The organism is Pseudomonas lyxosi, from assembly GCF_047758685.1.
In the GTDB taxonomy this organism is placed as follows: Bacteria; Pseudomonadota; Gammaproteobacteria; order Pseudomonadales; family Pseudomonadaceae; genus Aquipseudomonas; species Aquipseudomonas lyxosi.
Window position 1 is genome coordinate 2,769,582 of sequence record NZ_CP180481.1, and the last position, 25,222, is coordinate 2,794,803.

Sequence of the window (25,222 nt, forward strand, 5' to 3'; positions counted from 1 at the left end):
ATCGGCGACGTCATCTAGGGAAGACTGGCAAGGCATTCTTGCGTTGAGGAACCATTTGATGCGCCCTTTTTTATTGCTCTTTGTACTGTTTCCGGTGTTGGAGCTGTTCGTATTCGTCAAGGTCAGCGGGGCAATCGGGTTTTTCCCGGCCCTGCTGCTGGTCATTCTCGGCTCGATGCTCGGCGTATTCGTGCTGCGTATCGCTGGTCTGGCAACCGCATTGCGTGCTCGTGAAAGCCTGAACCGCGGCGAGTTGCCGGCCCAGACCATGCTCGAAGGTTTGATGCTGGCACTGGCGGGTGGTCTGTTGATCCTGCCGGGCTTCGTCACTGACGTGCTGGGTCTGATCATGTTGCTGCCGATCTCTCGTCGACTGTTGGCCAATAAAATGCGCCAGCGTGCCGAAGAGGCGGCAATCCGTCAGCGTGCGTTTGCCGACGACCTTCAGCCACGTGGCGGTCCTGCTCCACGCGAACCGCTGGGCCGTGAGCCCAACGTGATCGAAGGCGAATTCGAACACCGCGATTCCAAGTAAAGCGTTTCAGCTGCACGGCACCTTCGGGTGCCGTGTTCGTTTGTGGGGCTGCAACCTGAAAAAATTTGCTTCCTCGCCCTTGTAATAAGCTTATGCGCCCTTATGTAACGGTCACCGCAAGGTTTCTGGCGATTACGCCAGACAGACTTCCGCGTCTCGCTTGTCGAGCCGCACCCGGCACCGCCGGATTTGTTAAACCCGCCGGGAATACACCGGCCGATGAAAACCACAATTAGGAGAGATCGACAATGAAGCTTCGTCCTCTGCATGACCGCGTCGTCGTCCGTCGCAGCGAAGAAGAAAAGAAAACCGCTGGCGGCATCGTCCTGCCAGGTTCGGCTGCTGAAAAGCCAAACCAGGGTGAAGTCCTCGCTGTAGGCCCAGGCAAAGTGCTGGACAACGGTGAAGTGCGTGCACTGTCCGTGAAAGTGGGTGACAAGGTTGTGTTCGGCCCTTACTCCGGCAGCAACACCGTGAAAGTCGACGGCGAAGACCTGCTGGTAATTGGCGAGAGCGAAATCCTCGCCGTTGTCGAAGGCTGATTCCCCGCTCATTTTCCCGCTACTACAAAGTATTTAAGGAATATCGATCATGGCTGCTAAAGAAGTTAAATTCGGCGATTCCGCCCGCAAGAAAATGCTCGCCGGTGTCAACGTCCTGGCTGACGCAGTAAAAGCGACCCTGGGCCCTAAAGGCCGTAACGTGATCATCGAGAAGAGCTTCGGCGCTCCGACCATCACCAAGGACGGCGTGTCCGTTGCCAAAGAAATCGAGCTGAAAGATCGCTTCGAAAACATGGGCGCGCAGCTGGTCAAAGACGTTGCCTCCCGTGCCAACGATGACGCAGGCGACGGCACCACCACCGCTACCGTTCTGGCTCAATCGATCGTCAACGAAGGCCTGAAAGCCGTCGCTGCCGGCATGAACCCGATGGACCTCAAGCGTGGTATCGACAAAGCGACCATCGCTATCGTCAAAGAGCTGAAAGCCCTGTCCAAGCCTTGCGCTGACACCAAGGCCATCGCTCAGGTCGGCACCATCTCGGCCAACTCCGACAGCTCCATCGGCGACATCATTGCCGAAGCCATGGAAAAAGTCGGTAAAGAAGGCGTGATCACCGTTGAAGAAGGTTCGGGCCTGGAAAACGAACTGTCGGTTGTTGAAGGCATGCAGTTCGACCGTGGCTACCTGTCCCCGTACTTCGTCAACAAGCCAGAAACCATGACTGCCGAGCTGGACGGTCCGCTGATCCTGCTGGTCGACAAAAAGATCTCGAACATCCGCGAACTGCTGCCAGTGCTGGAAGCCGTTGCCAAAGCCGGCCGCCCACTGCTGATCGTGAGCGAAGACGTTGAAGGCGAAGCCCTGGCGACTCTGGTTGTGAACAACATGCGCGGTATCGTTAAAGTGGTTGCCGTCAAGGCGCCAGGTTTCGGCGATCGTCGCAAGGCCATGCTGCAGGACATCGCTGTTCTGACCGGCGGTACCGTTATCTCCGAAGAGATCGGTCTGAGCCTGGAAAGCGCTACCCTGGAACACCTGGGTAATGCCAAGCGCGTCACCGTGACCAAGGAAAACACCACCGTGATCGACGGTGCCGGCGTTGAAGCTGATATCCAGTCTCGCGTTCTGCAAATCCGTCAGCAAGTGGCCGACACTTCGTCCGACTACGACCGTGAAAAACTGCAAGAGCGTCTGGCCAAACTGTCCGGCGGCGTTGCAGTGATCAAGGTTGGCGCTGGTTCCGAAGTTGAAATGAAAGAGAAGAAAGCCCGCGTTGAAGACGCCCTGCACGCAACCCGTGCAGCCGTTGAAGAAGGCGTGGTACCTGGCGGCGGCGTGGCACTGGTTCGTGCTCTGCAGGCCATCAGCGAGCTGAAAGGCGACAACGATGACCAGAACGTTGGCATCCAGTTGCTGCGTCGCGCTGTTGAAGCGCCACTGCGCCAGATCGTTGCCAACTCCGGCGACGAGCCAAGCGTAGTTGTCGACAAGGTCAAGCAGGGTTCGGGTAACTACGGTTACAACGCTGCTACCGGCGAATACGGCGACATGATCGAAATGGGTATCCTGGACCCGGCTAAAGTGACTCGTTCGGCTCTGCAAGCGGCTTCGTCGATTGCCAGCCTGATGATCACCACCGAAGCCATGATCGCTGAGATCAAGGAAGACGGTCCAGCTGGCGGCGGCATGCCAGACATGGGCGGTATGGGCGGTATGGGCGGCATGATGTAAGCCAGCCTTACCCCGTACGAAAAAACCCCGCCTGCGATAAGCAGGCGGGGTTTTTTATTGCCCGTCATTCAAGGGTCACGCGCCAACAGGTTCTGCCTTGGTCACTCGATCAGCCTTGGAAGCCGGCCGATAAAGGATGTAGTAATACGCCCCCAGGCAAATCAGCCAGCAGAAAATCGCGGTCCACACGTTGTGCGAAAAGAAGTGCGCGCCCTGCATCATCCGGCTGATGGAAAACACCGTGCCCAACGCGAAAGCGAACACAAACGCCTTGCGTGCCAGACGCGGACGACGGTCACGCAGGACAAAGAACAGCGCAAACAGTGTGAAACCCGTCGCCGCATGACCGCCGGGCCAGCAACGGCCCGGTTTATCGGTGTGCGGGCGAGGGCTGAGCAGTTCGCTATAGGTCTCGTGACCACCGAATTGCTCAAGGCTCCACGGGCATTGCACGGCCGTCACCGCTTTGACTGGCGTCACAAAGGAGGTCGCCAGCGCCAGAGACAGCACCAGACAGCCCAGTTCCCGCTTGATCGGTTTGAGCCTGTCCATGAAAAAGGAGGCGATGAAACCGAAGATGGCCAACACCGAGAAGACGATAACCACCTGCTTGGCGCGGTCATGCAGGATCTCTTCCAGGAAGTAACTGTGCCGCCCGATGAAATCCCCCGCGACCGGGTCATAGAACAGCTTGGCAAGGTCCATGTCCAGGGACGTCAGTTCGAGCAGCATCAAAACGATCGCCGCGATGGCGGGAACGCCCAGGCACACCCAGAAATTCAGCGGGCGGGAGGCGGGGCGGACAGCAGTCGAAACCATGGCAGTTCCTTGGTCGGTGAAATGTTCTGAAAACGCAGCCGCGCGGAGTTTGAGCCTGATCCTGTCGTCGGCGTGTGAATCGATAGTGAAAAAGTCGTTAAAGCCGTCCCGGGTTTATGGGGTGGATTTACAACTGCACGCAGTCCTAGCCCTCAGCCACACTTGGCCTTAAGCTGCGCGGGCCAAGACGGCCGTTACTGTGTACGCAGGAGATACCCATGCGAATTCTATTGGTTGAAGACAACCGCGATATCCTGGCCAATCTGGCCGATTACCTGGGGCTCAAAGGTTATACCGTGGATTGCGCGCAGGACGGCTTGTCAGGTTTGCACCTGGCGGCCACCGAGCATTACGACTTGATCGTGCTCGACATCATGTTGCCTGGCATCGACGGTTACACCCTGTGCAAACGCCTGCGCGAAGACGCGCGCCGCGACACACCGGTGATCATGCTCACCGCTCGCGATCAATTGGACGACCGGCTGCAAGGCTTCAAATCCGGCGCCGATGATTACCTGATCAAACCCTTTGCCCTGTCTGAATTGGCGGCGCGCATCGAGGCGGTCATGCGTCGCGCCCAGGGTGGTGGTCGCCGCACCCTGCAGGTCGGCGATCTGATCTACGACCTCGATACCCTGGAAGTGACCCGAGAGGGGCGTCTGCTGAAACTCAACCCGGTGGGCCTGAAGTTGCTGGCCGTGTTAATGCAAAAAAGTCCGCACGTACTGCGCCGCGAAATTCTCGAAGAGGCGCTGTGGGGTGATGACTGCCCGGACAGCGACAGCCTGCGCAGCCACGTCCATCAATTGCGCCAGGTGATCGACAAGCCGTTCGCCAAACCGTTGCTGCAAACCGTGCACGGTGTGGGTTATCGCTTGGCCGAGGGCCGAGATGGAGTTTAAACAGAGCCTTGCTCAACGGATCATCATTGCCTTTGCGCTGATGAGCGCATTGGTGGCAGGGGCCTTCGCCATGGGCATTGTGGCGACCGTGCACCTGGTCGAAGAAAAACTGATTTCGGCAGGGCTGGGCGGCGATTTACAACGTCTGTTGCTGATGGACAGCGTGTCGGACTGGAGCCACCGTCCCGAGCCGGACCAGTTGTTCTATTTCAGCGGCGGGCCGGGCGACTTCGAACTCCCCAAGGACCTGCGGCACCTGGACCCGGGCTTTCACGAAGTATTTCGCGAACAGCTGTCGTATCACGCGATGGTCGAAGTCGTCGACGGCCGGCATTATGTGCTGTTACAGGATCAGAGCGATTTCGAAGAGCGTGAACGGGTGCTGTTTGCCGTGGTGCTGGTGGGCTTCGTCCTGAGTCTGGCATTGGCGGTGTTTCTCGGTTGGATACTGGCGCGCAAAGTGATGGCGCCCGTGGTGCGACTGGCCCGTCAGGTCCGTCACCGTGATCAATTATTAGGTCTGGCGCCACCGCTGGCGCCGGACTATGCCGCTGATGAGGTGGGCGAGTTGGCCGTGGCTTTCGACGCCACCCTCGGGCGCTTGCGCCAGGCATTGACCCGCGAACGGTTGTTCACCAGTGACGTCAGTCATGAGCTGCGCACGCCATTGATGGTGCTCGCCAGTTCCTGCGAGCTGCTGCTGGAAAACCCCGGCATCGATCAGCGTGGACGTGCACAGGTCCAGCGAATCGCCCGCGCTTGTGAAGAGATGCGCGAGCTGGTGCAAACCTTCCTGATGTTGGCTCGCGCACAACGTGAAGACGCCAGCATGTCGCCCCAGCAGAGCGTGAGCCAGGTAGCTGATGGACTGCTCATTTTGTGGCGCGAGCCGATCGAGGCCAAAGGGCTGGCGCTGATCTTTGAACCGGGAAATCCGGCCAACACCTGCTACAACGCAACTCTACTGCACGCGGTCATGGGCAACCTGCTGCGTAACGCGCTGCATTATACCGAGCGCGGGTTCATCCGCCTGACCCTGACAGCCACGGGTTTCATGGTCGAGGACAGTGGCGTGGGCATTCCCGAGGAAAAACGCGAGGCGATGTTCGAGCCATTCGTGCGGGGTAACGAGAAACGCGGTGAGGGCTTGGGGCTTGGGCTGTCACTGGTGCAGCGGATCTGTGAAAACCAGGGTTGGAATGTCAGCCTGACGAACATGGAGCCCAACGGCTGTCGTTTTCAGGTGGAGTTGTGTTCGTCGGATGTGAGCTGATCGGTCGCGACGGCCTAGAGCTATCGTTGCCGCCCTGCAAAACCTCGAAATAATTTGGGGTTTTACATGACGTTTTTTTCACAAAGGAATGACCTGTCGCTGACACGGCGCTGCCTATCGTGGGTGCCATCAGCAGCTAAGGAGACCTTGGTGATGGCCGGCCCGATCAAACTGGATTTTTCCGAAAAATACGACGATCAACACGCTCAACGATACCTGCGCAAACACCAGGATGGTCTTGGCCGCCGCCTGTCTCACTGGCGTGAGGAGCAACTGGCGCGCAAGGCGCTGTCACTGGTCGGGGAGCCGGGGCTGATCCTCGATTTGCCCTGTGGTGCGGGACGTTTCTGGCCATTGCTGGCGGAAAAAACCAATCGTGCGATCATTGGCGCCGACAACTCCGAATCCATGCTGAAGATTGCCATGCAGGCGCAACCTCCCGAGGTGGTGAAACGGGTACAACCCTTGCACACTTCTGTATTCGACATCGCCTTGCCTGATAACGCCGTCGACAGCATTTTTTGCATGCGTTTGCTCCATCACATCGGTGAAGCCGAGCATCGACTGGCCATTTTGCGTGAATTCGAGCGCGTCACGCGTGATAGCGTGATCCTTTCTCTGTGGGTGGACGGCAATTTCAAGGCGTGGAAACGCAAGCGCCTCGAGAAAACCCGTGAGCAGGAAGGTTACCAAAATCGATTTGTGTTACCGGCTGCTACGGTTGAAAAGGAATTTGAGCAGGCGGGTTTTCGTATCCAGGAACAACTGGACTTTTTACCGCTCTATGCCATGTGGCGGGTCTACGTATTACGCAAGAGGTAACAGAATGGCAGTGCAATGTGCAGCAGAAACGGACGTCGCTCCTCAGGACCGCTTCGACTATTTCTGGAATCAGCGCGGTGAGTGGGTAGAAGAACCCAACGTCCGTCGCGGTGGAGAAAGTGGCGTGCAGCGCGTCCTGAGCAGCAACGGACAGTTGCTTTACGTTAAACGTCAGACCGGGCATATCCATCGCAGCTTGCTGCACCCGTTCGGTCGACCGACGGTGTTGCGCGAGCGCGATGCGCTCACTGGCCTGCAGCTGCTCGACGTTCGTGTGCCGGAAATTGTTTACTGCGGTGCGCAGCGCGATCCTGTCCACAAATGGCGCGCATTGCTGGTCACCAAGTCGCTGGACGGGTTCGAGGAAATCGACCACTGGTACGCCGGCGGCGGTCGCGAGCGTCACGGTGAGGCCGTGCATGATCGAGTGTTGAAGGAACTGGCCGAGAACCTGGCCCGGATGCACAAGGGCCGCTGGCAGCACGGCTGCCTCTACAGCAAGCACGTCTTCGTGCGCGTCACCGGCGAAGGCGAGGCTGCCAAAGTCGAAGTGGCGTTGATCGATCTGGAGAAAGGCCGGAAGCGTTTGACCGCCCGTCGCGCGGCGACCAATGACCTGAAGCAACTGCGTCGCCACTCGTCGTTCAGCACGACGGACTGGCAGAAACTCGTCTACTTTTATAAGACGGCGTTTGGCAGCGCTATCAAGGGTTTATAGCAATGAAACTCGAAATTGCACGAGGTGTATTTTTAATAGGAGCCTTGGCAGTTGCTTCACTAGCGGTGGCGGCTTGGGAGCAGCCCCGCACGCAAGTCCTCAGTTCAGTGAACGGCGACGCACACTGTCCATTGCCACGCGTTGCGAAGGCATCCGTGGCATCCCAACCCGATCATGATTTATTGCTGTTCATGTTCGGCCTTTCTCAAGGATTGAGGCCACAGAGTTGAACAGATTGAAGCCAAAATAAAAGGCCTCGCAAATGCGAGGCCTTTTTTATTCCCTACGCTGATCGTTCCCACGCTCTGCGTGGGAATGCAGCCTGGGACGCTCCGCGTCCCATCAACAGCCGAACGCGGAGCGTCCATAGAGGCATTCCCACGCAGAGCATGGGAACGATCATCCGCGTCGGGGTTTATCGGGTTTTGCCAAAAGCGTGTAAACGCACGGCAGCACAAACAACGTAAACAACGTCCCGATCGACATCCCCGTGGCGATCACCATGCCGATGTCGAACCGGCTGACGGCGCCCGCCCCCGTGGCGATGATCAACGGCACCATGCCGAACACCATCGCGGCAGTGGTCATCAACACCGGACGCAGACGAATGGCCGCCGCTTCCTCCACGGCTTCGCGCGGCGTCAGGCCTTTGTCCTTGCGTAACTGGTTGGCGAATTCGACGATCAGGATTCCGTGCTTGCTGATCAGCCCGATCAACGTCACCAGGCCGACCTGGGTGTAGATATTCATGCTCGACCAGCCCAGGAACAGCGGGATCAACGCGCCACAGATCGATAGCGGCACGGTCACCAGAATCACCAGCGGATCGCGGAAGCTTTCGAACTGGGCCGCCAGCACCAGGAAAATGATCGCCAGCGCCAGGGCGAAGGTGACCCACAGCGCACTGCCTTCCTGGACGTATTGCCGGGATGCGCCGGCATAGTCGAAGGCATAACCCACCGGCGCCTCTTCCCGAGCGATCTGGCGCACGGCGTCGATGGCTTCACCCATGCTGACCAGCGGAACCCCGGACAGGATGGCCGAGTTGAGTTGCTGGAACTGGTTCAACTGCCGAGGACGCGCCCGGTCGGTCACGGTGATCAGGGTCGACAGGGCCAGCAGTTCGCCTTGGGTGTTCTTCACGTAATAATTGTTCAGCCAGTCGGGGTTATCCCGGAAGGGTCGTTCGACCTGCGCGATGACTTTGTAGCTGCGACCTTCAATGGTGAAACGGTTGATCTCGGCCTCACCCAGCAATGTCGCGAGCGTCCCGCCCAGGTCCTGCATGGAAACACCCATCTGTGCGGCCTTGGCGCGATCGATATCCACCACCACTTCAGGTTTGTCGAACGCCAGGTCGAGGTCGACGAAGGCGAACTTGCCGGATTCCATTGCCCGCTTTTTAACCCGGTCGGTGACTTGCAGCAGCGACTCGTAATCGTTGGCGGAGTTGATGACAAACTGAAACGGCAGCCCCTCGCCAGTTCCGGGCAGGGACGGCAAGTTGAAGCCGAAGATCTGCAGCCCGGAAATGCTCTCCAGTTTGCTCTGGACCTCGGGCAGGATTTGCATCTGGGTGCGGCTGCGTTCGTTCCAGGGTTTGAGCAGGAAGCCGCCGATCCCCGATTGCACGCCGTTGAAGCCATTGATCTGGAACGACGAGTAGTACTCGGGAAACGTCTTGAAGATCGTGACGAACTCGTCTGTGTAGGCGCTCAGATAGTCGAGGTTGGCCGGTTGCGGGGCGTTGGCCATCATGAAAATGATGCCCTGGTCCTCGTCCGGCGCCAGTTCCGACTTGGTGAACGTGAGCAGCACCGGAATCAGGCACAGCACGATCACCGCGAACACCAGCACCACCGGCCGGGTGTTGAGGGTGCCGTGGAGCATGCTCTGGTAACGGCGCTTGAGGCCTTCGAAAATCAGGTCCAGGCGATGGGCCAGACCGCTGGGATTTTCGTCGTGACGCAGCAGGAAGGCGCACATCATTGGCGACAGGGTCAGGGCGACGATGCCGGAGATCACCACCGCGCCGGCCAGGGTCAGGGCGAACTCCTTGAACAGCGCCCCCGTAAGCCCCGTCAGGAAGCCGATCGGCGCATAGACCGCCGCCAGGGTGATGGTCATCGAGACCACCGGCATGGCGATTTCCCGGGCGCCTTCGATGGCTGCATCCAGCGGAGTCTTGCCTTCTTCGATGTGCCGGTGGATGTTTTCCACCACGACGATGGCGTCGTCCACCACCAGGCCGATGGCCAATACCATCGCCAGCAACGTCAGCAGATTGATCGAGTAACCCATCATCTGCATGAAGAACATCACGCCGATCATCGACAGCGGAATGGTGACCACCGGGATCACCACCGAACGCAGCGCGCCGAGGAACAGGAACACCACCACGATCACGATCAGCACCGCTTCGAACAGGGTTTTCACCACTTCGTCGATCGAGGCCTGGATGAACAGCGTGGCGTCGTAGGCGATTTCACCTTTGAGGTTCGGCGGCAGCTGGGCTTCCAGGTCCGGCATGATCTTGCGCACTTCCCTGATCACGTCCAGCGGGTTGGCGCCCGGCGTGGCCTTGATGCCGATGTACACCGAAGGGGTGCCGCCGAAAGAGCTGATCGAATCGTAGTTTTCCGCACCCATTTCAACCCGCGCCACATCGCTGAGCAGCACGCGACTGTCGCCCTCGACCTTGAGCGGAATCGCGGCAAAGGCTTCGGCGGACTTGAGCTCGGTATTGGCGTTGATGCTGGTGACGACGTACTCGCCTTTCACTTCGCCGGCGGCGGAGAGGAAGTTGTATTTGCGCACGGCATCGGTCACGTCGCTGGCACTCAGGCCGAAACCGGCGAGCTTGACCGGGTCCAGCCATAGACGCATGGCAAATACCTGATTGCCGAGAATCTCGGCTTCGGCCATGCCTGGCAGGGTCGCCAGTTTTGGCTGGATGACTCGCGACAGGTAGTCGGTAATCTGCGGGTTGCTCAGCTCCTTACTGAAGAAGCTGATGTACATCAGTGCCGAGGCGTCGGCGGCTTCCTTGCTCAGTACCGGGTCTTCGGCGTCCTGAGGCAGCTGGTTCTTCACCTCGTTGGCCTTGGCCAGCAGTTCGGTGAACAAGCGGTCGCTGTTGGAGCCGATGCGCGCGTAGATCGAGATCACCGAGAAGTTCTGGCGACTGACCGAGGTCATGTAGTCGATGCCTTCGGCACTCGCCAGACTTTGTTGCATCGGTTGGGTGATGTAGCCCTGAATGGTTTCGGCGTTGGCCCCGGGGTAAGCGGTGGTCACCGTGATCAGGGCGTTTTCCATTTGTGGGTATTGGCGCAGCGGCAACTTGCTCCAGGCCTGGAAGCCCAGCAGCACAATCAACAGGCTGACCACGGTGGCGAGCACCGGGCGGCGGATGAACGGGTCGGTAAAAGCCATGGGGGTTCCTTGATCAGTCCGCGCGCGGCGGGCTGTTCTTCTCGGCTAAGGTCTTGTCGTCGCTGATCGCAATGTGTGCGCCGTTGTCCAGTTTGATCTGGCCGGCCGTGACCACTTTTTCGCCGTTCTGCACACCTTTGGTGATTATCACTTGCCCATCGCGGCGCTCGCCGGTTTCGATGAAACGCCGTTCGGCGATCAGGATCGGTTGGCCCTTGTCGTCCTTTTCAACGCTGCCGTCTTCGGCTTTTTTCTGCGCGACGACATAGAGCGAGTTGCCGTACAGCGTGTAAGTGATCGCACTTTCCGGCACGACGATGCGCGGCTGCGGGTCGGGCAACAACACTTGCAGGCTGGCGAACATCCCCGGTAGCAGTTTGCCGTCGGGATTGGCCAGGGTCGCGCGGACCTGGACGTTGCGCGTGCTGTTTTCGACTTTCGGGTTGATCGCGCTGATGGTGCCGGGGAAGGTTTGTGTCGGGTAGGCCGCGACAACGATCTGCACCGGTTGGCCGAGGGCGATCTTCGGTACCGACTGCTCGGGCACGAAGAAGTCTACATAGAGGCTGCTGAGGTCTTGCAGGGTGGCAATCATGGTGCCGCTGGCGAGATAGTCACCGATGTCCACCTGACGAATGCCGATGGTCCCGCTGAACGGTGCGAGCAAGCGTTTTTTGGCCAGCGCCGCCTTGAGCTGATTGACCGTGGCCTGGCTCTTTTTCAACACTGCCGAGAGCCGGTCGAATTCGCCTTTGGAAATGGCCTGGCTGCCCACCAATTGGCTGCCGCGACCGTAATCGAGCTGTGCCAGACCCAGGTCGGCCTGAGCGGTTTCGAGCAGGGCGGTTTCCACAATGCTATCTAGTTGCAGCAGCGGTTGGCCGACTTTGACCTTCTGACCTGACTCGAACTGCAAATCGATGACGGTGCCGTCGGTCTCCAGGCTCAGGTCCACGCCTTGCAGCGCCTTGAGCGTGCCGACGGTGGGCAGGCGGGCTTGCCACGGCCGTTCGGTGGCAGTGGCCACGGCGACACTGATCGCCGGTTTCGGCACAGCAAAGCCCTGAATCATCGTATAGATGGAAAAGGCTTTGTAACCAGCCAGGACCAGCACGATCAGCAAAACAACACCCAACATGATCAGCATGCGGCGACGCAGCATATTTCCACTTCCTTGGAGAAAATCAGGTGAGACAGTCGGGCACATTACTCCGAGTGGGAGGGGGTTTCCAACTGGCAGAACTTACAGCGCGATCCCTGTAGCAGCTGGCGAAGCCTGCGTTCGGCGGCGGAGCCGTCGTAAACCCTGACACCTCGGTTTGCCTGACACACCGAGGGGGCTGATCTCACGACGGCTTCGCCGCCGAACGCAGGCTGCGCCAGCTGCTACAAAGGGCCGTGTTTAGATGAGGTGAAGGTGGTTATCCCAGAGCCCTGCGGGTAGATCGAGGGGTTTTGCAACAAGGCTTGTCTGGCGGCAGTCGTAGAACCGGCAGCGCCCCTGACCCGAGGTCACGACAAAGCCATCGGCTACCGCGCCGACCCCGGCGCAATCGGGAAGCGGCGCGTCCAGGCGCACTTCACCGCTGTCCAGGTCCCAGATGAAAAAGCGGTTGCCCCGGGGAGCGGTCAACGCCACCAGGCGCAGTTCGCTGTGCACCGCGACGCTGGCGGTGTAATGCCCCATGGCCTGCAACTGATGCTCAGGCACCGGGAAGGCCACGAACGGCTGACCGGGACGCTTGATCGCCAGCAGCTCCGAAGACTCGTGAGACGGCCCCATGAACTGCTGACCGGCGACGATGGTGCCGTCGCTGGCAATCCCCAAGTGGCGCACGCTGTTCATCTGCTGGGCGAGGGTTTCCTTGCTCAGCAGGGTGCCGTCGCGTTGCATCAGAACCAGGCTCGGTTCCATGGCGTTGAGGTTCATCTCGACGCGGCTTTCGGCCTCGGTGCGAATGCCGCCGTTGGCCACCACCAGGGTTTCGCCATCGGGCATCCACGACACCTGATGCGGGCCGACGCCGTGGGTCGAAATCTCGCCGCTGTGCACCAGCCGCTCACCTTCGAACTTATACACACCGAGCAAGCCGCGACCCGGATCGGAGGTGTCGTTCTCGGTGGCGTACAGCCAGTCGCCGCTCTTGTGAATCACCGCGTGACCGTAGAAGTGCCGGTTCGGCAGCGAGGTCACGGTTTGCAGCAACGTGCCGTCGCGCAGATCGATCAGGTAACTCTCGGTGCCAGGACGACGGGCGACGAACAGCGCAATCGCCAGCGTCGGGTGGTTGATGATGTCGTGGCAACGCTGGCCGACCTGGGTGGCAAACACCCGGGTGCCGTCCAGCCGGTAACCGACGGCGTAGTGTTTGCCGTCGGTATCGTCCCGCGCCGAGAGCAGCAGCGGGCTTTTGTCCTTTTGCTTGAACAGCGTCCAGCCGCCCAGTGTCACCGCACCCAGCAGCAAACTACCTAACGTCAGAGCCTGGCGTCGCAGCATGGAACTTACCCTCATCAGTCACCGTCGTTGGCGTTGAAGCCCAGTTGGATGCCCAGCGCCTTGGCCAGTTCGCCTTCGTGCAGGCGGTGGACGACGTTGAGGCTGTCGTAGATATCGTTGAGTTGCTGGCGACCGGCGTCATCGCCGAGCATTTCAGTCAGCGAGCGCTGGTTGCTGGCGAACAGTTTCAGGGCCGCGGCGTAAGCGGCGTCGATCTTGTCGGCCAACGGTTTCTGCTCGTTTGGCAACAGACCACGCAGGCCTTTGTTGTCGACGCCTTCCCACACCGTTTTGGCGGCGGCGAGGCTGGCTTCGAGGCCGGTCAGGGACGACTGGCTGCGCCATGCGTCGGCCTGGAACGGTTGCGGCACCCCCTTCGTCTGACGGCCCATCGGCGTGCCGAGTTTTTTCTTCAGGCTGTCGATGGCGGTGACTTGCACGCGCAACAGATCGGCGATGGCTTCGTGGGAATCGGCGTAGCGCTGGTTCGGGAATTTGCTCATCTGCGCGAGCATGCCGTCGGTGTTATTCCAGCTTTTCAGAATCTCTTCGGCCAGTTGTTTCTGACGCTCGCCAATCGCGATCAGCAGCGGGCAGTACTTGGCTTTCTGTTCAGCGTTGGCCACATCAGGCTTGCTGTCGAACAGGATGTATTCGTAGGCGGAAAGGCCTTGAACCACAACGCTGGACTTGGCCAGGGCAGCGGCATCGATCTGCGGCTGTGCGGTGACCAGTTGCTCGACCTGACGGCCGACGAGGTTTTTCTTGTCCGGCCAGAACTGCACCTGCCAGGCGCGATTGCCCTCGGCCAACGGCCCGATCAGCAGCGGTTGCAGCTCGGCCCAGGCTTTCTGCGCGTGCAGGAAGTCGGCACGGGCGGTGTCGAGGTTTTCCTTGCCTTCGCAGTAAGCCAAAGCACTGACGGCCAGTTGGCGATCGGCTTCAACCCAGCGCGTGTAGGTCGGCAGGATCACCGACTTGGCGATCGCCGCCGACGTGACGGCCTGCGGATCCTGAGGCGAACAGGCGCCCAAGGCTAGCGCGGCAAGGCTGGTGAACAACAATTTGGGACGGAACATGTCGGGCTCCCGCTATGGAATATGTATTAAAGGGAATTCAAGAACGCCAGCAACGCAGCGCGCTGCTCGGCATTGAAAGACAAAACCTGTTGCTGCGCCGCTGTTGCTTCGCCGCCATGCCAGAGCACGGCTTCGAGCAGATTGCGGGCGCGGCCATCGTGCAAAAACTGGGTGTGGCCACTGACCGCCTGCGTCAGGCCAATGCCCCACAACGGCGGGGTGCGCCAGTCGCGGCCGCTGGCCTGGAATTCGCTACGGTTGTCGGCCAGCCCGTCGCCCATGTCATGCAGCAGCAGATCGCTGTAAGGGCGAATCACTTGATTGGCCAGTTCAGGTTCTGCGGCGTTGGCGGCGGTGGTGTATTTCGGGGTGTGGCAGGACTGACATCCGGCCTGGAAAAACAGAGTCTTGCCGGCCAGCACCTCGGGGGCGCTGACATCGCGGCGAGCCGGTACGGCGAGGTTACGGCTGTAGAACAGCACCAGACGCAGGATGTTGTCGCTGACTTCCGGCTCGCCATCCGGGCCATTGCCGTTGGGCGCTTGCTTGCAAGCGGTTTGCGCGTCAGTGCAGTCGTCGACGGGCCTCAGGCTTGTGGTCAGGCCCATGTCACCGGAAAACGCGTGAACGTTCTGTTGATTAAGGTTGGGTTGCCCGGCCTTCCAGCCAAATCGCCCGAGAACGGTTTTTTGCTGCGCGTCATCCCAGACCCGGTTCGGACGCCCGGCGATGCCGTTTTTGTCTTTTGCCTGAGCCTCGGCATTGGCCAGTATCGCCTCGTCGGGAATCGCTTCGAGCAGGCCCAGGCCAATCATTGGCGGTGCAACCCTGGCCGAGAAACGCGTGTCAGGGTGCATCGGGCCGTAGCCAAGCTGGGTGATCTGCAACGTCGGCTTGCGCAACTCGACTTCGGTGCCGTCCTTGAAACGAATCGGAACGGGCCTGTAATCGACGCGCACTTTGCCTTCCGGCACGACACCCGGCACGGACATGTCCTGGAATTGCCCACCGTAGACCGGCTCCGGGACGACACCGAGCTGCTCGATGAGCTTGGCATAGGCCGGCGTATCGGGAATCGACAGGCGCACCAGCATCGACACGGCGTTCTGCGCATCAGGCGTGGGCGGATGACCGCGTCCGTCCTTGATGTGGCAGTTCTGGCAGGCGTTGGTGTTGAACAATGGGCCGAGTCCGTCCCTGGCGGTAGTGGTCGACGGGGCGATCACCCAGGGATTGCGGAAAAAGCTGTTGCCGACACTGAAGTCCACGCGCCGTGACGGCGGCAGGTTGGCGGACGGCAGGGAAAATGCGTTCTGATCGGTCTTGCGCACGGTTGCGCTGCCACCGGAGCGGGCTTCACCGGGTTCGGCCTGGGTAAAACGCGGGGCGTCATCGCAGGCACTCAGGCCCAGGGCCAGCAACAGTGCGGACAAGCGAAGAGGCAGCGAGGGCATCAGACATCCTGCAAGACGAGCAAAACAAGGGGCGCAAAGTCTAACAGGGCGGGGGAGTTTGAATAAGAGGAATTATCGTTTGGTTGATCTGAGGCAACTGATCGTTCCCACGCTCTGCGTGGGAATGCAGCCCGTGACGCTCCGCGTCACATCCAGAGCCGAACGCGGAGCGTCCGTTGAGGCATTCCCACGCTCCGCGTCACTAGTGTCCGGTAAAAACCGAAGGGGGAGCTTGCTCCCCCTTGCTGTGCCTGCTTCGTAAGCAATAATCAGGTTTTCAGACTTGATTTTCGCCCATGTTCAGCAGCACTCGATTTGCGCAAATGCTTCAAGCCCTTCCTCATCAGCTCTTCAAAGCCGCCGTCAAACGCTGTGGCGCTGATCGTTACGCCAAACAATTCACGTCCTGGGATCTGCTCGTCACGCTGATTTACGGTCAGCTGACGCAAGCCAAAAGCTTGCGTACGTTGGCGACAGCCTCGCAGTCGCTGCAACCCCATCGCCACCACCTCAACGCCAAGAACATGGTGCGTTCGACCCTTTGTGATGCGTTGAACAAGCGCAGCTCAGAGCCGTTTCGGCTGGCCTGTGAGCACTTGCTTCAAGGCATTGGCCGCAAGCAGCGCAAGTCGCTCGAAGCCATGATCACCCTGATCGATTCGACCTCGATCAGCCTGCGCGGACCCGGTTTTGACGAATGGACCACCGCGACGAAAACCCGCATAACCCAAGGCTTGAAGGTACATGTGGCCATCGATCCACAGCAAACAGCCCCGACTTACGTAAACATCACCGCCGCCAACGTCAACGATCTGAGCGATGCCCTGACCATGCCGCTTGAAGCAGGTATGACGTACGTTTTCGACAAGGGTTACTGCGACTACAACTGGTGGCACCAGATTGATCAGATGGGTTCTTTCTTCGTCACCCGACTGAAGAAAAACGCCAATCTAAAGCCGGTAGAAAATTTGAGGGAAAAGGATGCACCCGAATTCATTGAGGCGGACGAATCGGTATTGTTCGGGAAGAAATACCTGAACACTCGACGTCCGAATCTCTACCAAAATCAGGCTGTGCGTCGGGTTCAGATCCGCCGAGAGGACCACGAAACGCCATTGATTCTGGTCACCAACGACTTCTCTCGCTCAGCGGAGGAGATCGCCGATCTGTACAAACAACGTTGGCAGATCGAACTGTTTTTTAAGTGGATCAAGCAAAACCTCAAGCTCAAACGGTATTTCGGCTTCTCTGAAAATGCCGTTCGTTTGCAGATCTACAGCGCCTTGATTACCTATCTTTTGCTGCATCTTTATCAGCGCCGTTCAGGTTGCTCGGGATCTATTTCAGACTTTGCCATTCGGCTAACCCACAGCTTGTTCGAACGCCCATTAAGCATTGAACACCTTGAACAGCGAAGGCAAAAGCGAACAAAGCTGAAGGCTGCCCAAGGCAGCCTTCAGCTTTGAAAAGGTTTTACCGGACACTAGTGACGCAGAGCGTGGGAACGATCGGCGACCCGAAGGTCGCCTTTTTATTCCGCCAGCGTTGATCAGAATTCGTGATCAGCGTTGTCCGGGTTCAGGTCACTGATGCCCAGTTTGCCAGCGGCGGCTTCGATCGAACCGGTCTGCTTGACCAGGGAAGCGATAGCATCGCGGACGATCTGGTTGCCAGCGGTGTTGCCGGCGGCGATCAACTGGTCGTAGTGCTCACCCTTGTTGGCGTGATCGACGATGACCTGCATCTTGGCTTCGGTCGCTGCCAGGTCGGCTTTCAGCGCGGTGTCGGCAGCCGGGTCAGCCTTGGCCACCAGGGACGACAGGCTTGCACCGGTCATTTTGGTGCCGTCGACGCGGGTGTATTCGCCCAGGTACACGTTACGAACGCCTTTGGCATCGTAGAACTGCGAATTGTGGGTGTTGTCGCTGAAGCAGTCGTGTTCGTCTTCCGGGGAGTTGGCTTCCAGGGAAACCTTCATGCGCTCGCCCGCCAGTTCGCCCAGGGACAGGCTGCCCATGCCGAACAGCATTTTGCGCAGGCCGGATTCAGCTGGCTCGGCTTCCAGGGTGGCGCGGTAGTTGTCGGCCACGTTCGGCTTCCAGTTACCGACCATTTCTTCCAGGTCGCTGACCAGCAGTTGGGTCACGGACTTCAGGTAAGCGCGACGACGATCGTTATGACCGCCGGTTGCGCCTTTGCCTTCCAGGTAGTCGGAAGCTGGACGTTTGCCGGCGCCAGGGCCGGTACCGTTCAGGTCCTGGCCCCAGAGCAGGAATTCGATGGCGTGGTAGCCGGTGGCAACGTTAGCCTCGGAACCACCCAGCTCGTTCAGGCTGGCGAGTTTTGCCGGGGTAATGTCTTTCACGTCGATCTTGTCTTCGCCGACCTGAACCTGGGTGTTTGCGATGATGTTGGCCGTGGCGCCCGGGTTACCCAGTGCGTGCTCGTAGGATTTGTCGACGTAGTCGATCAGGCCTTCGTCCAGTGGCCAGGCGTTCACCTGACCTTCCCAGTCGTCGATGATGGTGTTGCCGAAGCGGAACACTTCGCTCTGCAGGTAAGGAACGCGGGCAGCGATCCAGGCAGCCTTGGCAGCTTTCAGGGTGTCGGCGTTCGGCTTGGCGAGGAAGGCGTCGACGGCGGTTTGCAGGGTCTTCGCGGTGGATTCGGCATCGCTGTAAACGGCGAAGACGATGTCGGCGTAATGCGCGACAACGGCTTTGGCCGCGGCTTCATCGACTTTACTGGCAGCGGCAGGTGCAGCAGCCGGGGCCGTGGTGCTGGCGGCCGGAGTCGGTGCTTGCGCAGCGACAGCTTTGTCTTTGCCTTCGCCACAACCGGCGAGGGAAATAGCGATGGCCAATAGACTGGCGGTAGCCAGAGGCATACGAATCATGGCGAACATCCTGCTTCGAGAAGGGGTGGAATGGCGCAGCAAGCGCGCAAAACTGCGACATAATGCAAATCTTTCGCATTATCTGTAAAGGGTTGTACCTGGAAATATTTCTTATTCACGGGGACACGTGAGGTAGATCAAAAGATCGCAGCCTCGTTTCACTCTGTAGCAGCTGTCGAGTGAAACGAGGCTGCGATTTTCTTGATCTTCTACAAAATAGCCGCGTTACTGCGCTGGGCCTGTTTCAGATACGCGCTCAATTCCCGCGCCGGCAGCGGCTTGCTGTAGAGATAGCCCTGACCTTCGTGACAGCCCTCGGAGATGATGTAGGCCTCTTGCTCGGGGGTTTCCACGCCTTCGGCAATCACCTGCATGCCCAGGCTCTTGCCCAGCTGGATGATGGCCCGAACGATGGTCGCGTCGTCGTCGTCATCGAGCAGGTCCTGAACGAAGCTCTTGTCGATCTTGATCTTGTCCAGCGGCAGGCTTTTCAGATAACTCAATGACGAGTAACCGGTGCCGAAGTCGTCGATCGCGATCAGCGCACCGGAGCGGCGCAGGCTCAGCAGATGCTGGGCGGCCGTGCTGATGTCTTCCATCAGACCGGTTTCGGTGACTTCCAGCTCCAGGCTGCGCGGTGGCAGGCGGTACATCTGCAGGAGGTTGTTGACCACCCGTGGCAACTCGGCGTGGTGCAGTTGCACCGTGGACAGATTCACCGCCATGCGCAGGTCGACAAAACCCTGGTCATGCCAGTCGCGCAATTGCTTGCACGCCTGATCCAGCACCCATTCGCCAATGGCGATGATGGTGCCGTTCTGCTCGGCCAGGGGGATGAACAAGTCCGGCGGAACCAGCCCATGCTCGGGATGCTGCCAGCGAATCAGCGCCTCGACCCCCACCACCCGGTGATCGCGATAGCTGATCTGCGGCTGGTAGACGAGGTAGAACTGGCCACGGGCCAAGGCGTCGCGCAGGTCTTTTTCCAGCTCGCGACGGCGGCGCATCTCGGTGTCGACGCTGGCGATATAGAACTGATAACGGTTGCGCGAGCGAGTCTTGGCCAGGGTCATGGTCTGCTCGGCTTTTTGCAGCAGTTTCTCGGTGCTGTCACCGTCCTCAGGGAACAGGGTGATGCCGATGGTGGCACGCAGGCGAATCTCTTGATGATCGAGGGCAAATGCCGCTTCCAGGTCATCGAGAATGCTTTGGGCCAGTTCGGCCGCTTCGTAGGGTTGTTCGATGTCGGCCTGAACCAGGGCGAACTGGTCGCCGCCGAGGCGGGCGAGGGCGCCAAGGCGTCCACTGTGAGCTCGCAGGCGATCGGCCAGGGCCAGCAGCAGTTGGTCGCCGGTCTGGTAGCTGAATTGTTCGTTGATGCCCTTGAAGTCGTCCAGGCCGACCACCAATACCGCGACCCGACGTTGCAACCTGCCGGCGTCTACCAGGATTTTGTCCAGTTGCTGCTGTAATTGCTGGCGGTTTGGCAGGCCGGTGAGGAAGTCGTACTGGGCCATGCGAAGCAGGCTGTTTTCCGCTTCGTGGCGCAAATGGGTGTTGCGTTCGATGGACTCGAGCAACTGGTTGGCGGTGTTGATCCAGATTCCCAGTTCGTTCTTTTCATGCCCCTTGAGCAGCGGGATTTTGTGTTCGCTGGGGCGATCCGGATTGATTTCCGTGAGGTGTTCGATGATCCGCGACAGCGGCTTGGTCAGCAGCCAGTGATAGACCAGGTACAGCACCAGCCCCATGGCCATGGCACGCAACACGCCGGAGATGAAGATGATCACCGAGCTGACGATGAAACCTTGGCCATAAGTGGCGGTATCGAGGGTGATGCTCAAGTCGCCGTAATACTCGCTGTAAGGGCCGCGACCCACCAGTTGGGTGGTGAAGGTGCGTTCCTTGCCGAGGATCAGGTCGGTCAGCCAGCGACTCTCGGAATGCTGCAACTCGCGAGACTTTTGCGCGAGCATGGCTTCGTTGGGATGGCCAATGGAGGCCTTGCGCACAGCATCGTCCTGAAACAGGCCTTCGATCACCTGCATACCCATTTCCCGGTCCAGGCTGTAGACGGCCTGGGTCGAGGGGTCGCGGAACATGTCGAGGATGCGTTGGGCATCGCTGGCCACGGCCTGGCGTGTTTTATAGGCATCGAAAACGATCTGCGCGCAGCTCAAGACCACGCCGACGATCAATGCCGACAGGAGCACGACCCGAAGCAACTTCACCGACAAGCTGTTCTTGAGTTCCAGCTTCAAAGAGTCATTCCTTGTTCCGTGCGGGTAGCGTCAAGTTGCCATGAGTATTGGCAATCCGGTGATGGCAGTCAAAGGGACAATCAATCACTTGGGGTTTTGCCTGTAGCTTGGCCGAAATGCTGTGGTTTGGAGTGTTTGCCTATTCGTACTGTGTCGGTTGTTGGGTCCTTCAACTTGAGGGGGATTGAGACTATTTTTCCTTTTGGTTGATGTTAGACGGCTGTGGCGTTGGGGCAAGGGGCTGAAGGCAGGTTTCATCGTGGGAAATCGCCCTGGATTCTGCGGATGCACCCTGAGCGATTGTAGGAGCTGAGCTTGCTCGCGAAGACGGTCTGACAGGCAACACATTTCCAGCACCCATAAAAAAACCCGACCTAAGCCGGGTTTTTTTGACTGGCGTCGATCTTAAGCAGTGAAGGTTTTGCCTTCGAACTGCTCAGCCACGAATTTCCAGTTGACCAGGTTCCAGAACGCTTCGACGTATTTTGGACGAAGGTTGCGGTAGTCGATGTAGTAAGCGTGTTCCCAGACGTCGCAGGTCAGCAGCGGGGTGTCGCCGTTGGTCAGCGGGTTGCCGGCGCCGATGGTGCTGGCCAGGGCCAGGGAACCGTCAGCCTTTTTAACCAGCCAGCCCCAACCGGAACCGAAGGTGCCGATGGAAGTCTTGCTGAATTCTTCCTTGAACTTGTCGAACGAACCGAAGGCTGCGTTGATCGCGTCAGCCAGTGCGCCGGTTGGTTGACCGCCGGCGTTTGGCGCCAGGCAGTTCCAGTAGAAAGTGTGGTTCCAGACCTGAGCGGCGTTGTTGAAGATACCGCCCGAGGAGGATTTGACGATTTCTTCCAGAGTCTTGCCTTCGAACTCGGTGCCTGGCACCAGGTTGTTCAGGTTCACGACATAGGTGTTGTGGTGCTTGTCGTGGTGGTATTCCAGAGTTTCCTTGGAAATGTGCGGCTGCAGGGCATCGTGTGCGTAAGGCAGCGGCGGCAATTCGAAAGCCATGATGATTCTCCTAATCAGGTCAGTTGCGGTGAGCGCAAGGCCGATCACGGGCGGCCAGACAAGCGCCGGGGAGTTTGTACTCTTTGCGGCGCATCGAACCGGATCATAGCACCGGGGGTGCGGCATAACCACGCAACAACTGTGTGGAATAGAGGTTCCAGAGCCTTTTGGAATAATCAGGAGGCGACGATTAATTGAAACGCCACTGTGAACATCATGACCGCTACCAACAGATCAAGGATTCGCCAGGTACTTGGCCGAGCCAGCCATGGCGCCAACCACGCCGCGCCGAGCGCCAGGGTGAAAAACCACAGCAACGACGCACTGGCCGCGCCCACGACATAAGCGCCGGGCTCGGTTTGTTGTGCGCCGAGGGAGCCAATCAGCAACACAGTGTCCAGATAAACGTGCGGATTAAGCAGCGTAACGGCCAAAGCACTGAGCATCACCGCGCGCAGTGAACGCACGGTCTGGCTTTCGCCTTGTTGCAGGCTCTGTTTCGAGCAGGCCCGACGCAATGCCAGGCTGCCATACCACATCAGAAACGCCGCGCCACCCCAGCGGGCGACTGCCAGCAACGTCGGGTTCTGCGCCAGCACCGTCGCCAGGCCGAATACCCCGGCTGCCACCAGCAAGGCATCGCAGGTCACGCAAAGTGCCGCCACGGGCAGGTGATGTTCGCGTCGAAGGCTCTGAGCCAACACAAACGCATTTTGAGTACCGATCGCCATGATCAGCCCCGCGGCCACCAACAGGCCGTTCACATAGCTTTGCCACATAAGATGTTTACTCCGCGTTGGCCGCCAGATCCCGCAGCACGTGCAGGGCGCGTTCGGCATCGGCCTGGCCGACGAATAAATGGTCGTGGTAATAGCCGGCAATCACGTTGCAGCTGATGCCCGCTTGGCCTAATGCCGTAGCGAACGCGGCGGTCAGGCCGACGGCTTCGAGGGCCGAGTGCACGTTCAAGGTGATCCAGGCCGCGACGTAATCGAAACTGAAACCCGCCTTCTCGGCGTGGGAACGTTCCAGAATCACCGTCAGACCTTCCTGCTCGCGGAAACTGCCGACGATCTCCAGGCCTGCCGGCAACTGGCCGTCGCGCAGGGTGCAGAACACGTATTCGCCGACGTTGAGTTGCGGGCTCATGCTGCGCAGCAAGGTTGCCAATGATGTTTCGCCAGCCATGTCGATGATCCTTGTTCAAGAGTTCTTGCTGGCCATTCTCCGGTGTCAGGCTGTATAAGAAAAACCAATCATGCTGATCGCTCATTAGGAAAACTGATGTTCGACTATAAATTGCTTTCTGCCCTGGCCGCGGTGGTCGAGCAGGCCGGGTTCGAACGTGCGGCTCAGGTGCTCGGCTTGTCGCAATCGGCGATCTCCCAGCGCATCAAATTGCTCGAGGCACGCGTCGGCCAACCGGTGCTGGTGCGGGTGACACCGCCGGCCCCGACCGAAATCGGCCGACGGCTGCTCAACCACGTGCAGCAGGTGCGTTTGCTTGAACGGGACTTGCAAACACTGGTGCCGGCACTCGACGAAGAAGGTCTGCCGGAACGTCTGCGCATCGCCTTGAATGCCGACAGCCTCGCCACATGGTGGGCCGTAGCGGTCGGGGATTTTTGCGCGGAACAGCATTTGCTGCTGGATCTGGTGGTCGAAGACCAGACCGTCGGCCTCAAACGCATGCGCGCCGGTGAAGTCGCGGCGTGCGTCTGCGCCAGCGAGCGCCCGGTGGCCGGCGCGCGCAGCGTTTTGCTGGGGGCCATGCGCTACCGTGCGTTGGCCAGCCCGGCCTTTATCGCCCGGCATTTTCCTGAAGGCGTACGCGCCGATCTGTTGTCGAAAACCCCCGCGTTGGTGTTTGGCCCGGACGATTTCCTACAGCATCGCTACCTCGCGTCCCTCGGCGTCGATGGCGGATTCGAACACCATTTATGCCCCTCGTCCGAAGGCTTCATCCGCCTCACGGAAGCGGGACTCGGTTGGGGCCTGGTACCTGAACTGCAGGTGCGCGAGCAACTGGAGCGCGGTGTATTGGTAGAGCTTTTGCCCGATAAGCCGATCGATGTGCCGCTGTACTGGCATCATTGGCGCAACGGCGGTCAGTTGCTGGGGTTACTCACCGATCAGTTGGTGGGTTCGTCGAAGCAATGGCTGGTGCCGTTGGACTGACGGGCAGCGTCAAGACCTGACGAAATACGCAAAACGAAATATTCGGAGCAATTCATGAAGATTCTGGTTACCGGCGCAAGCGGCTTCATTGGCGGGCGCTTTGCGCGTTTCGCCCTGGAGCAGGGCCTGGACGTGCGGGTCAACGGTCGCCGGGCCGAAAGTGTGGAGCATCTGGTGCGCCGTGGCGCCGAGTTCATCCAGGGTGACTTGAGCGACCCGGAACTGGCACGCGATCTGTGCTCAGACGTCGAAGCCGTGGTGCATTGCGCCGGTGCGGTCGGTTTGTGGGGGCGTTATCAGGACTTCCATCAAGGCAATGTGCAGGTCACGGAAAACGTGGTCGAGGCCTGCCTGAAACAGCGGGTTCGGCGACTGGTTCACTTGTCGTCGCCGTCGATCTACTTCGATGGCCGCGATCATCTGGGGCTGACCGAAGAACAGGTGCCCAAGCGCTTCAAGCATCCCTACGCCGCGACCAAATACCTGGCCGAGCAAAAAGTTTTCGGCGCTCAGGAGTTCGGCCTCGAAACCCTGGCCCTGCGCCCGCGTTTCGTGACGGGGGCTGGCGACATGAGCATCTTCCCGCGGCTGCTGAAAATGCAGCGTAAAGGACGGCTCGCGATCATCGGCAATGGCCTGAACAAGGTTGATTTCACCAGCGTGCAAAACCTCAATGAAGCGTTGCTCAGCAGTTTGCTGGCCAGTGGTTCAGCGTTGGGCAAGGCCTACAACATCAGCAACGGCGCGCCGGTGCCGTTGTGGGACGTGGTCAACTATGTGATGCGCAAAATGGACGTCCCACAAGTCACCCGCTACCGTTCCTACGGTTTGGCCTACACCGTGGCGGCGCTCAACGAGGGCGTTTGCAAATTGTGGCCGGGTCGTCCCGAACCGACCTTGTCGCGTCTGGGCATGCAGGTGATGAACAAAAATTTCACCCTGGACATCAGCCGCGCCCGGCATTATCTGGACTACGATCCCAAAGTCAGTCTCTGGACCGCCCTCGATGAATTCTGCGGCTGGTGGAAGGCCCAGGACATCCGCTGACGCGCGGGTTAGCGCCGCCACACTGAACCGAGTTCGGGGTCGAGGGTCAATCGATGTGGCAGTGGG

General features: G+C 59.3%; 22 protein-coding genes. 11 read left to right on the forward strand and 11 right to left on the reverse strand.

Annotated elements, in window-relative coordinates:
• Nucleotides 1-58 precede the first annotated feature (58 nt).
• The 3 genes from ACMXYI_RS12760 to groL all read left to right on the forward strand — a co-directional run bounded on the left by ACMXYI_RS12760 (nt 59) and on the right by groL (nt 2,770).
• On the forward strand, nt 59-535 hold the full coding sequence (locus ACMXYI_RS12760) for an FxsA family protein (RefSeq protein WP_008032127.1): 477 nt from the start codon (nt 59-61) through the stop codon (nt 533-535).
• Between the two features lie 248 nt (nt 536-783).
• Nucleotides 784-1,077 carry a co-chaperone GroES gene (locus tag ACMXYI_RS12765; RefSeq protein WP_007948593.1) on the forward strand — a complete coding sequence of 98 codons (294 nt, stop codon included), beginning with the start codon at nt 784-786 and terminating at the stop codon, nt 1,075-1,077.
• Nucleotides 1,078-1,126: 49 nt separating this feature from the next.
• Nucleotides 1,127-2,770, forward strand: coding sequence for a chaperonin GroEL (gene groL, locus ACMXYI_RS12770; RefSeq protein ID WP_415773471.1), 1,644 nt, complete (start codon nt 1,127-1,129; stop codon nt 2,768-2,770).
• Nucleotides 2,771-2,845: 75 nt separating this feature from the next.
• Here groL and ACMXYI_RS12775 read toward each other — a convergent pair whose 3' ends face one another.
• Complete coding sequence (locus ACMXYI_RS12775; protein WP_415773472.1) at nt 2,846-3,589, reverse strand: phosphatase PAP2 family protein; 744 nt, start codon at nt 3,587-3,589, stop codon at nt 2,846-2,848.
• A gap of 218 nt (nt 3,590-3,807) precedes the next feature.
• Between ACMXYI_RS12775 and colR the strand changes: the two genes are divergently transcribed.
• The 5 genes from colR (at nt 3,808) to ACMXYI_RS12800 (ending at nt 7,534) form a co-directional block, all read left to right on the forward strand.
• Complete coding sequence (gene colR / locus ACMXYI_RS12780) at nt 3,808-4,491, forward strand: two-component system response regulator ColR (protein ID WP_095132512.1); 684 nt, start codon at nt 3,808-3,810, stop codon at nt 4,489-4,491.
• Nucleotides 4,481-5,764, forward strand: a complete 1,284-nt coding sequence (locus tag ACMXYI_RS12785) for a sensor histidine kinase (protein WP_415773473.1) — start codon at nt 4,481-4,483, stop codon at nt 5,762-5,764. The genes colR and ACMXYI_RS12785 overlap by 11 nt, the downstream gene beginning before the upstream one ends.
• A 153-nt stretch (nt 5,765-5,917) precedes the next feature.
• Nucleotides 5,918-6,586, forward strand: a complete 669-nt coding sequence (locus ACMXYI_RS12790) for a class I SAM-dependent methyltransferase (RefSeq protein ID WP_415773894.1) — start codon at nt 5,918-5,920, stop codon at nt 6,584-6,586.
• Between the two features lie 4 nt (nt 6,587-6,590).
• A complete protein-coding gene (locus tag ACMXYI_RS12795; RefSeq protein ID WP_415773475.1) occupies nt 6,591-7,304 on the forward strand; it encodes a lipopolysaccharide kinase InaA family protein in 714 nt (237 codons plus the stop codon).
• Nucleotides 7,305-7,306: 2 nt separating this feature from the next.
• Nucleotides 7,307-7,534, forward strand: coding sequence for a hypothetical protein (locus tag ACMXYI_RS12800; protein WP_081757450.1), 228 nt, complete (start codon nt 7,307-7,309; stop codon nt 7,532-7,534).
• Nucleotides 7,535-7,703: 169 nt separating this feature from the next.
• Here ACMXYI_RS12800 and ACMXYI_RS12805 read toward each other — a convergent pair whose 3' ends face one another.
• The 5 genes from ACMXYI_RS12805 to ACMXYI_RS12825 form a co-directional block, all read right to left on the reverse strand.
• Nucleotides 7,704-10,739 (reverse strand): multidrug efflux RND transporter permease subunit, encoded by a 3,036-nt coding sequence (locus tag ACMXYI_RS12805; RefSeq protein WP_415773476.1) that lies wholly within the window; start codon nt 10,737-10,739, stop codon nt 7,704-7,706.
• A 13-nt stretch (nt 10,740-10,752) separates the two neighbouring features.
• A complete protein-coding gene (locus ACMXYI_RS12810; RefSeq protein ID WP_415773477.1) occupies nt 10,753-11,901 on the reverse strand; it encodes an efflux RND transporter periplasmic adaptor subunit in 1,149 nt (382 codons plus the stop codon).
• A 240-nt stretch (nt 11,902-12,141) separates the two neighbouring features.
• Nucleotides 12,142-13,239 (reverse strand): DUF1513 domain-containing protein, encoded by a 1,098-nt coding sequence (locus ACMXYI_RS12815; RefSeq protein ID WP_415773478.1) that lies wholly within the window; start codon nt 13,237-13,239, stop codon nt 12,142-12,144.
• A gap of 14 nt (nt 13,240-13,253) precedes the next feature.
• Nucleotides 13,254-14,318: an imelysin family protein gene (locus ACMXYI_RS12820; protein WP_415773479.1), complete on the reverse strand. Its 1,065-nt coding sequence runs from the start codon at nt 14,316-14,318 to the stop codon at nt 13,254-13,256.
• 26 nt (nt 14,319-14,344) lie between these two features.
• Nucleotides 14,345-15,772, reverse strand: a complete 1,428-nt coding sequence (locus ACMXYI_RS12825; RefSeq protein WP_415773480.1) for a di-heme oxidoredictase family protein — start codon at nt 15,770-15,772, stop codon at nt 14,345-14,347.
• A 296-nt stretch (nt 15,773-16,068) separates the two neighbouring features.
• Here ACMXYI_RS12825 and ACMXYI_RS12830 point away from each other — a divergent pair, with 296 nt between their 5' ends.
• Nucleotides 16,069-17,238 carry an IS4 family transposase gene (locus ACMXYI_RS12830; protein WP_415768078.1) on the forward strand — a complete coding sequence of 390 codons (1,170 nt, stop codon included), beginning with the start codon at nt 16,069-16,071 and terminating at the stop codon, nt 17,236-17,238.
• Between the two features lie 83 nt (nt 17,239-17,321).
• Here ACMXYI_RS12830 and ACMXYI_RS12835 read toward each other — a convergent pair whose 3' ends face one another.
• The 5 genes from ACMXYI_RS12835 to ACMXYI_RS12855 all read right to left on the reverse strand — a co-directional run bounded on the left by ACMXYI_RS12835 (nt 17,322) and on the right by ACMXYI_RS12855 (nt 23,119).
• On the reverse strand, nt 17,322-18,668 hold the full coding sequence (locus ACMXYI_RS12835) for an imelysin family protein (RefSeq protein WP_415773481.1): 1,347 nt from the start codon (nt 18,666-18,668) through the stop codon (nt 17,322-17,324).
• Nucleotides 18,669-18,877: 209 nt separating this feature from the next.
• Complete coding sequence (locus tag ACMXYI_RS12840) at nt 18,878-20,929, reverse strand: putative bifunctional diguanylate cyclase/phosphodiesterase (RefSeq protein WP_415773482.1); 2,052 nt, start codon at nt 20,927-20,929, stop codon at nt 18,878-18,880.
• Nucleotides 20,930-21,334: 405 nt separating this feature from the next.
• Nucleotides 21,335-21,931 (reverse strand): superoxide dismutase, encoded by a 597-nt coding sequence (locus ACMXYI_RS12845; RefSeq protein WP_095133215.1) that lies wholly within the window; start codon nt 21,929-21,931, stop codon nt 21,335-21,337.
• Between the two features lie 176 nt (nt 21,932-22,107).
• The gene (locus ACMXYI_RS12850; RefSeq protein WP_415773483.1) at nt 22,108-22,710 is read right to left on the reverse strand and encodes a LysE/ArgO family amino acid transporter; all 603 of its coding nucleotides are present in this window, start codon (nt 22,708-22,710) and stop codon (nt 22,108-22,110) included.
• Between the two features lie 7 nt (nt 22,711-22,717).
• Nucleotides 22,718-23,119: an ACT domain-containing protein gene (locus ACMXYI_RS12855; RefSeq protein ID WP_129437972.1), complete on the reverse strand. Its 402-nt coding sequence runs from the start codon at nt 23,117-23,119 to the stop codon at nt 22,718-22,720.
• Nucleotides 23,120-23,215: 96 nt separating this feature from the next.
• On the opposite strand from ACMXYI_RS12855, the gene ACMXYI_RS12860 reads away from it, so the two are divergent.
• Complete coding sequence (locus ACMXYI_RS12860) at nt 23,216-24,109, forward strand: LysR family transcriptional regulator ArgP (RefSeq protein ID WP_348129121.1); 894 nt, start codon at nt 23,216-23,218, stop codon at nt 24,107-24,109.
• 54 nt (nt 24,110-24,163) lie between these two features.
• Nucleotides 24,164-25,156 (forward strand): NAD-dependent epimerase/dehydratase family protein, encoded by a 993-nt coding sequence (locus ACMXYI_RS12865; protein WP_046049716.1) that lies wholly within the window; start codon nt 24,164-24,166, stop codon nt 25,154-25,156.
• The last annotated feature ends 66 nt before the right edge of the window (nt 25,157-25,222 follow it).

Coding starts and splice junctions, on each gene's coding strand:
- ACMXYI_RS12825 (WP_415773480.1), bottom strand. CDS start 15,772: ATGCCCTCGCTGCCTCTTCGCTTGTCCGCACTGTTGCTGGCCCTGGGC.
- ACMXYI_RS12790 (WP_415773894.1), top strand. CDS start 5,918: ATGGCCGGCCCGATCAAACTGGATTTTTCCGAAAAATACGACGATCAA.
- ACMXYI_RS12865 (WP_046049716.1), top strand. CDS start 24,164: ATGAAGATTCTGGTTACCGGCGCAAGCGGCTTCATTGGCGGGCGCTTT.
- ACMXYI_RS12850 (WP_415773483.1), bottom strand. CDS start 22,710: ATGTGGCAAAGCTATGTGAACGGCCTGTTGGTGGCCGCGGGGCTGATC.
- ACMXYI_RS12775 (WP_415773472.1), bottom strand. CDS start 3,589: ATGGTTTCGACTGCTGTCCGCCCCGCCTCCCGCCCGCTGAATTTCTGG.
- ACMXYI_RS12810 (WP_415773477.1), bottom strand. CDS start 11,901: ATGCTGCGTCGCCGCATGCTGATCATGTTGGGTGTTGTTTTGCTGATC.
- ACMXYI_RS12765 (WP_007948593.1), top strand. CDS start 784: ATGAAGCTTCGTCCTCTGCATGACCGCGTCGTCGTCCGTCGCAGCGAA.
- ACMXYI_RS12815 (WP_415773478.1), bottom strand. CDS start 13,239: ATGCTGCGACGCCAGGCTCTGACGTTAGGTAGTTTGCTGCTGGGTGCG.
- ACMXYI_RS12800 (WP_081757450.1), top strand. CDS start 7,307: ATGAAACTCGAAATTGCACGAGGTGTATTTTTAATAGGAGCCTTGGCA.
- ACMXYI_RS12860 (WP_348129121.1), top strand. CDS start 23,216: ATGTTCGACTATAAATTGCTTTCTGCCCTGGCCGCGGTGGTCGAGCAG.
- ACMXYI_RS12835 (WP_415773481.1), bottom strand. CDS start 18,668: ATGATTCGTATGCCTCTGGCTACCGCCAGTCTATTGGCCATCGCTATT.
- ACMXYI_RS12760 (WP_008032127.1), top strand. CDS start 59: ATGCGCCCTTTTTTATTGCTCTTTGTACTGTTTCCGGTGTTGGAGCTG.
- ACMXYI_RS12785 (WP_415773473.1), top strand. CDS start 4,481: ATGGAGTTTAAACAGAGCCTTGCTCAACGGATCATCATTGCCTTTGCG.
- ACMXYI_RS12820 (WP_415773479.1), bottom strand. CDS start 14,318: ATGTTCCGTCCCAAATTGTTGTTCACCAGCCTTGCCGCGCTAGCCTTG.
- colR (WP_095132512.1), top strand. CDS start 3,808: ATGCGAATTCTATTGGTTGAAGACAACCGCGATATCCTGGCCAATCTG.
- groL (WP_415773471.1), top strand. CDS start 1,127: ATGGCTGCTAAAGAAGTTAAATTCGGCGATTCCGCCCGCAAGAAAATG.
- ACMXYI_RS12855 (WP_129437972.1), bottom strand. CDS start 23,119: ATGGCTGGCGAAACATCATTGGCAACCTTGCTGCGCAGCATGAGCCCG.
- ACMXYI_RS12845 (WP_095133215.1), bottom strand. CDS start 21,931: ATGGCTTTCGAATTGCCGCCGCTGCCTTACGCACACGATGCCCTGCAG.
- ACMXYI_RS12795 (WP_415773475.1), top strand. CDS start 6,591: ATGGCAGTGCAATGTGCAGCAGAAACGGACGTCGCTCCTCAGGACCGC.
- ACMXYI_RS12830 (WP_415768078.1), top strand. CDS start 16,069: ATGTTCAGCAGCACTCGATTTGCGCAAATGCTTCAAGCCCTTCCTCAT.
- ACMXYI_RS12805 (WP_415773476.1), bottom strand. CDS start 10,739: ATGGCTTTTACCGACCCGTTCATCCGCCGCCCGGTGCTCGCCACCGTG.